This is a genomic window from Micromonospora sp. NPDC047753, from assembly GCF_040642735.1.
In the GTDB taxonomy this organism is placed as follows: Bacteria; Actinomycetota; Actinomycetes; order Mycobacteriales; family Micromonosporaceae; genus Micromonospora.
This window is the reverse complement of sequence record NZ_JBEYSL010000386.1, coordinates 1-6,583: the sequence shown is the minus strand read 5'-3', so window position 1 is coordinate 6,583 and position 6,583 is coordinate 1. Positions and strand designations below refer to the sequence as shown.

General features: G+C 71.0%; 5 protein-coding genes. All 5 read right to left on the bottom strand.

Features of this window, described 5'->3' with window-relative positions; genetic code table 11:
• Positions 1-92: 92 nt before the first annotated feature.
• Positions 93-2,465 (bottom strand): glycoside hydrolase family 65 protein, encoded by a 2,373-nt coding sequence (locus ABZ749_RS26185; RefSeq protein ID WP_357232414.1) that lies wholly within the window; start codon positions 2,463-2,465, stop codon positions 93-95.
• Positions 2,462-3,265 carry a beta-phosphoglucomutase family hydrolase gene (locus ABZ749_RS26180; RefSeq protein WP_357232411.1) on the bottom strand — a complete coding sequence of 268 codons (804 nt, stop codon included), beginning with the start codon at positions 3,263-3,265 and terminating at the stop codon, positions 2,462-2,464. Before ABZ749_RS26180 ends, ABZ749_RS26185 begins: the two co-directional genes overlap by 4 nt.
• A 59-nt stretch (positions 3,266-3,324) precedes the next feature.
• Positions 3,325-3,789 carry a DUF4442 domain-containing protein gene (locus tag ABZ749_RS26175; RefSeq protein ID WP_357232408.1) on the bottom strand — a complete coding sequence of 155 codons (465 nt, stop codon included), beginning with the start codon at positions 3,787-3,789 and terminating at the stop codon, positions 3,325-3,327.
• 71 nt (positions 3,790-3,860) lie between these two features.
• Entirely contained in the window at positions 3,861-5,159 is a 1,299-nt protein-coding gene (locus ABZ749_RS26170) for an ABC transporter ATP-binding protein (RefSeq protein ID WP_357232405.1), read from the bottom strand.
• Positions 5,160-5,286: 127 nt separating this feature from the next.
• Positions 5,287-6,583: CDP-glycerol glycerophosphotransferase family protein (locus tag ABZ749_RS26165; RefSeq protein ID WP_357232402.1), on the bottom strand; the 1,297-nt coding region annotated here is incomplete at its 5' end.

Genomic DNA, 6,583 nt, shown 5'->3' with positions numbered 1-6,583 from the left:
GTCCACTGTGGCGCGCCGCCGTACTGCCGCGCGTTGCTGCCGTGCGAACCGTAGGCCCACGTAGGCGACCGCACCGGAGGCCGCCCCGCCCGTCACTGGTCGCGTTCTGGCAACCGCAGCAGCGGGGACCGGCCCGGTGGCTGCTCGGGTGGCGGGCCGGACGGCTCGGCCGGCGGCACCGGTACCGTCACCGGCTCGTCGCAGGTCACCCGCAGCACCTGGTCGTGGTGGCGCAGCTCCACCACGTCGTCCGGGCCGCCGTGTCGCAGCGAGTACGTCGTCTGGTGCGGCCGGACATCCACCCGCAGCGACAGCCCCCGCCACTGGAGCGAGAACTCCAGCCGGCTGAGTCGGCTGGAGAGCCGGGGGGCGAAGGACAGCTCGCCGTCGTGGTCGCGTAGACCGCCGAACCCGCTGACCAGGGCGAGCCACGCGCCGGCCAACGACGCCATGTGGACGCCGTCGCGGGTGTTCTCGTTGAGGTCGTGCAGGTCCATCAACGCGGCCTCACGCAGGTAGGTGTGCGCGAGTTCGGGGTGGCCCACCTCGGCGGCGAGCACCGACTGGGTGCACGCCGACAACGACGAGTCGCGTACGGTGCGGCGCTCGTAGTAAAGGAAGTTGCGCACCTTCTCCTCGGGTGTGAAGGCGTCTCCCCGCCAGTGCATGGCGAGGACCAGGTCGGCCTGCTTCACCACCTGCTTGCGGTACAGCTCGAAGTACGGGTAGTGCAGCAGCAACGGGTACTTCTCCGCCGGTGTGTGCGTGAAGTCCCATTCCTGAAGTCGGGTGAAGCCCTCCACCTGCTGGTGGACCTCGAGCTCATCGTCGTACGGGACGTGCATGGAGGTGGCGGCGTCGCGCCAGCTCGCGGCCTCCTCGTCGGTGACCCCGAGGTGGAACGCCTCGTCCCGGTGGCGCATGACCACGTCGGCGGCGGCGAGCAGGTTCCGCTGCGCCATCAGGTTGGTGTAGACGTTGTCGTTCTTCACTGCGGTGTACTCGTCCGGGCCGGTGACACCATCGATGTGGAACTGCCCGTGCCGGTCGTGGTGGCCGATCGAGCGCCACAGCCGGGCGGTCTCCACCAGCAGCTCCAGCCCGATCTCCCGTTCCAGCTGGGTGTCCCCGGTGACCATCACGTAGCGGCGCACGGCGTCGGCGATGTCGGCGGCGATGTGGAAGGCTGCCGTTCCGGCCGGCCAGTACCCGGATGATTCCGGGCCGGCGATGGTGCGCCAGGGGAAGGCGGCACCCTTGAGGTTGAGCGTCTCCGCGCGCTCCCGCGCCGAATCCAGCGTGCTGTGTCGCCACTGCAACGCGCTGCGCACCGCGCTCGGCTGGGTGTACGTGAGCACCGGAAGGACGAACATCTCGGTGTCCCAGAAGGCGTGTCCGTCGTAACCGGGGCCGGTCAGCCCCTTCGCCGAGATCGGCCGCTGCTCGGCCCGCGCGCCGGCCTGCAACACGTGGAAGAGCCCGAAGCGGACCGCCTGCTGCACCTCCGGGTCGCCCTCGACCAGCACGTCGGAGGCGTCCCAGAACGCGTCGAGGTAGTTGCGCTGCTCCCGGTGCAGCCCGTCCCATCCGTCGAGTCGGGCACCGGCCAGTGCCGCGCCGACCTGGTCGCGCAACGCCGGCAGGGAGCGGCGACTCGACCAGCTGTACGTCAGATACTTGATCACCCGCAGCTTCTCGCCGGGCTGGAGCACGCAGGCGATGGTGGTCCGGACCCAGTCCTGGTAACCCTCGGACTCGATGGTGGTGTGGTCCGGGCCGTGCACCTCGTGCTCCATGGCGGCGGCGACCCGCAGACCGGAGACCTTCGTGCGGTGGATCAGCTGGCCGCCGTCTGGGGTGGTCAGCTCCTCCTCGGCCTGGAGCGGCGACTCCAGCACCGCCGCGACCCGGGGGTCCTTGCTCTGCGCGGGCAGCGATTCGTTCGCCACCAACTCGGACTGCACGATCAGCCGCAGCGGGCCGTCGACGGCCTCCACCTCGTAGCTGATGGCGGCCACGGACCGCTGGGTGAAGGAGACGAGACGGGTGCTGCGGACCTTGACCTCCCGGCCGGCGGGCGAGCGCCAGTGCAGCTCCCGGTGCAGCGTGCCGGCCCGCAGGTCGAGGATCCGCTCGTGGGCGATCAGCTCGCCGTAACGCACGTCGAGCGGTTCGTCGTCGACCAGCAGCCGGATCAGTTTGCCGTTGGTGACGTTGACGATGGTCTGCCCGGACTCGGGGAAGCCGTAGCCCGCCTCCGCGTACGGCAGTGGACGCAGCTCGTAGAACGAGTTGAGGTAGGTGCCGGGCAGGCCGTGCGGTTCGCCCTCGTCGAGGTTGCCCCGCAGGCCGACGTGCCCGTTGGAGAGCGCGAAGACCGACTCCGACTGGGCCAGCACGTCCATGTCCAGCCGGGTCTCCCGGACGTGCCACGGCTCGACCGGGTAGGCGCGCTCCCGGATCATCCGGAGCCTCGTTCGGCGGCGAGCGGGTCGGTGGCGGTGCGGTTCGGCGCCGGCGGGTTCGCGCTGTCGAGCAGGTCGGCGAGGTCGGTCACCACGATGTCGGCCCCGTGGGCCAGCAGCTCGTCGGCCTGCCCGACCCGGTCGACGCCGACCACGTAGCCGAAGCCACCGGCGCGGCCGGCGGCCACCCCGGAGAGCGCGTCCTCGAAGACGGCGGCCTGCGGCGGGTCGACGCCGAGCAGCCTGGCTCCGGCGAGGAACGAGTCGGGGTGTGGTTTGCCGCGCAGCCCCTGCGTGCGGGCGACGATCCCGTCCACCCGGGCCTCCAGCAGCGGCTCCAGCCCGGCGGCGGCGACCACCTCGCCCCCGTTCGCGCTGGCGGTGACCACGGCTCGGCGGAGCCCGGCAGCGGTCGCCGCCTTCAGATACCGCACCGAGCCCGGGTAGACCTCGACGCCTGCGGTACGCAGACGGTGCAGCAGCAGGACGTTCTTGCGGTTGCCCAGGCCGTTGACGGTCTCCGCCTCCGGCGGGTCGTCCGGGCTGCCCTCGGGCAGCACGATCCCTCGGGAGGCGAGGAACGACCGCACGCCGTCGGCCCGGGGGCGGCCGTCGACGTAGCGGTTGTAGTCCGGGCCCGGGTCGAACGGTTGGAACGGTTCGCCGGAGGTCGTGGCGCGCTGGCGGAGGAACTCGTCGAACGTCTGCGCCCAGGCGGCGTTGTGTACGCGGGCGGTCTGCGTCAGCACACCGTCCAGGTCGAAGAGACAGGCGGTCACGTGAGCAGGTAGGCCCAGCACGGTACGAATCTATCCACCCTGCTGGGCGCGCAAACCCGTTTCGGCCGCCCTGAGGCGTTTCAGTTCGGTCGCAACGTCCAGATCACTGTCATCTCCGAGGTCGGTTTGCCGTCCTCGGTGGTGATCTGGACCGCGACGGGGAATTCCGGTCGTCGACCGGCCGCCAACTCCTCGGTCACCTCGGCCGCCGGCCGGCCGAGTCGCGCGGTGGCCAGCACCGGACCCATGGCGAGTTTCCGGTAGGCGATCTCGGCCCGGACGGCCAGTGGCACGGCCCGGTCGAGCAGTTGACCGAAGGCTGCCAGCACGACCGCGCCGGAGGCCGTCTCGCCGAGGGTGAACATGGCGCCGGCGTGCGGTCCGCCGATGTGGTTGTGGGTGGCCGCCGAGTCGGGCAGCCGGACGACTGCCCGCACGCCGCCCTCCGCCTCGGGTGCCACCTCGACGAACTCGATACCGAGCGTGCGAGCGAACGGCACCGCTTCCAGCATGCCGGCTGCCACCTGGCGGGAGTCGATAGTCATGGCCTGACGTTACTAACCGGTAACCAGGCCGGCAACCAGCGATTTCGCCGCCAGGGCACGGTCAGACGTCGTCAGCGCCAACCCACGTCGATCCGGTCGCCACGCTCGTCGAAGAAGTGCAGCGCGTCCATCCGTACCGAGACGGCGAGCGGGTGACCGGCGCTGACCGCCGGGTACGGCGCCAGCCGCACCGCCAGCTCCGCCGGGCGGCGGTGGTGCCGGCCCGGATCGGGGAGCACGCTGGTCTGGACGCCACTGGCCGGAGCCTCCTGCGCGTCCACCGGCTTGCCGGTGAGCCGCTGCATCACCGAGCCGAAGCGGCGTAGGCCGCGTTGGCCGACCGGCGGCGGGTCGAGCGGGGCACCCATCTCGTCGACCACGATCGCGGTCGCTCCGATGTCGAGGAACGCCAGGGACTCGTGCCCGTGGTGCTCCAGGTAGCGGATCCGCCCGCGCAGCACGTCGCCGGGGCTGTCGGGTGCGACCGGGGTGAGCGCCTCGGCCCGCATGCCGACCACGATCCGCTCACCGTGGTAGTGCGCCACCGCCCGACTGCGGATGTCGTTCCAGGGCAGGTAGAGCGACTGGTCACCGAGGTTGAGCGTGACGTACCGGTCGAGATGGACGTAGACCGACGCCTCCAGCAGGTTCATCCGTGGGCTGCCCAGGAACGCCGCGACGTAGAGCGTCGCCGGCCGGCCGTACACCTGGGTCGGTGTGCCCACGTCCTGGAGCACGCCGCGGCGCATGATCGCCACCCGGTCGGCCATGGTGAGCGCCTCGGCCTGGTCGTGCGTGACGTAGACAGTGGTGACGCCCAGCTCGCGGGTCAGGCCGGAGATCTCCGCGCGCAACTCGGCGCGCAGGCCGCTGTCCAGGTTGGACAGCGGCTCGTCCATCAGGAACAGGCCGGGCCGGCGGACGATCGCGCGGCCCATCGCCACCCGCTGCCGCTGCCCGCCGGAGAGTTGGCCGGGCTTGCGGGCCAGCACGTCACCAATGCCCAGCGCGCTCGCCACGTCGCTGACCCGCTCGCCCCGCGGCTCTGGCTCGACCCCGGCCAGTCGCAGCGGAAAGGCGATGTTGTCGCCGACGGTCATGTGCGGGTAGAGGGCGAAGTCCTGAAAGACCATGGCGATCCGACGGTCGCGAGGGGGGAGGTCGTTCGCCAACTCCCCGTCGAGCATCACCGCACCGGTGGTCGGCTCCTCCAGCCCGGCGATCATTCGCAGCACTGTCGACTTACCGCACCCGGAAGGCCCGAGCAGCACCAGGAATTCGCCGTCGGTCACATCGAGGTTGATGCTGTCGACGGCCAGCGTGCCATCTCGGAAAACCTTGGTCACATCCTTGAGCGTGACGGTGCTCACCGTCTTCCCCCCCCAGCGCGCGTAGGCCGAACCCCCCAAGACTGTGACCAGGATCATGGGTTTGTGACATCGGGTAAACGTCTCATGTTCGATCGATGACACTGCTATTACACGACAGAAACCGCGATCAGCAGCGCGTGGACCGCTCGTCCGGCTCCCCGAGGAACACCCGCCGCACCACGCGCTCCGCCGCCCGCCCGTCGTCCAACGTGCAGAACCGGGCCCGGAAATGCTCGCGGGCCTTGGTCGCCGCGTCCGAGCGCACCCCGTCGGTACGGAACACATCGAGCAGATCGGCGAAAGTGGAGGCCACCGCGCCCGGCGGTTCGGCGGTGACGTCGAAGTAGACCCCCCGGGCCAGCCGGTACGCCTCCCAGTCCGGGGTGTAGAGCACGATCGGCCGGTCCAACACCGCATAGTCGAACATGGCCGACGAGTAGTCGGTGACCAGCACATCCGCCACCAGGTACAGATCCTCCACCCGTTGATGGCCGCTGACGTCCCGAACCCGCTCCCAGTCCCTCGGCTGGCCGGGGCGTCGATCACGGTCGTGGAAGTAGTGACTGCGCATCAGCAACCGGCCCGAGTCACCCAGCGCCTGGACGAACCGGTCCGGGTCGAACGGTGGCCGGTAGCCGGGCAGGTGCTCGCGGTGCGTCGGGGCGTACAGGACGACCTGCTCGTCGGGGTCGAGGCCGAACTCCGCGCGGAGTCGGCGCACCTCGTCCGGGCCCGCGGTGACCAGGCGGTCGTTGCGCGGGTACCCCACCTCGAGCGTGGTGTACGTGGCCGGGTACGCCCGGTCCCACATCTGGGTGGAGAAGCTGTTGGCGCTGACGCTGTAGTCCCAGCGGTCCACCCGGCGCAGCAGCCCGGCGAAGTCCATCCGGCCCGCGCCGATCGGGTGGCGCTGCTGATCAAGCCCCATCACCTTGACCGGCGTGCCGTGGTGGGTCTGCACGTGCACCTGTTCCGGTCGCTTGCGGACGAAGTCCGGAAAGTTGACGTTGTTGACCAGCCACCGGGCGCGAGCGAGCACCCGGTAGTACGCCGGCGTGCCGGCCACCACGTACTCCACCCCGGCCGGCACGGCCTCCACCCGGTCCCGGCGCACCACCCACACCCCGCGCACCCCCGGCGCCAACCGGCGGGCGACCTCGTAGATGGCCGCCGGGTTGCAGGAGTAGCCCCGGTACCAGTACGCCGCGTACACCGCGAGCGTCGGGTCGACCGGCCGCCGCAACTCGGCCCGGTAGTACTCACGCAGCAGCCCGTCCCGGGTCAGCCGGGCACCGCGCCGGGCGACCGGGCCGACCTTGCGCCGCGCGGTGCGGGCCCGCCGACGGGCGGCGTCGCGGGCCCGGCTGGCGGCCTCCGATGTCGACATCGACCACGTCGTCCCCCTCGCCGAGGCGTGGCGCTCC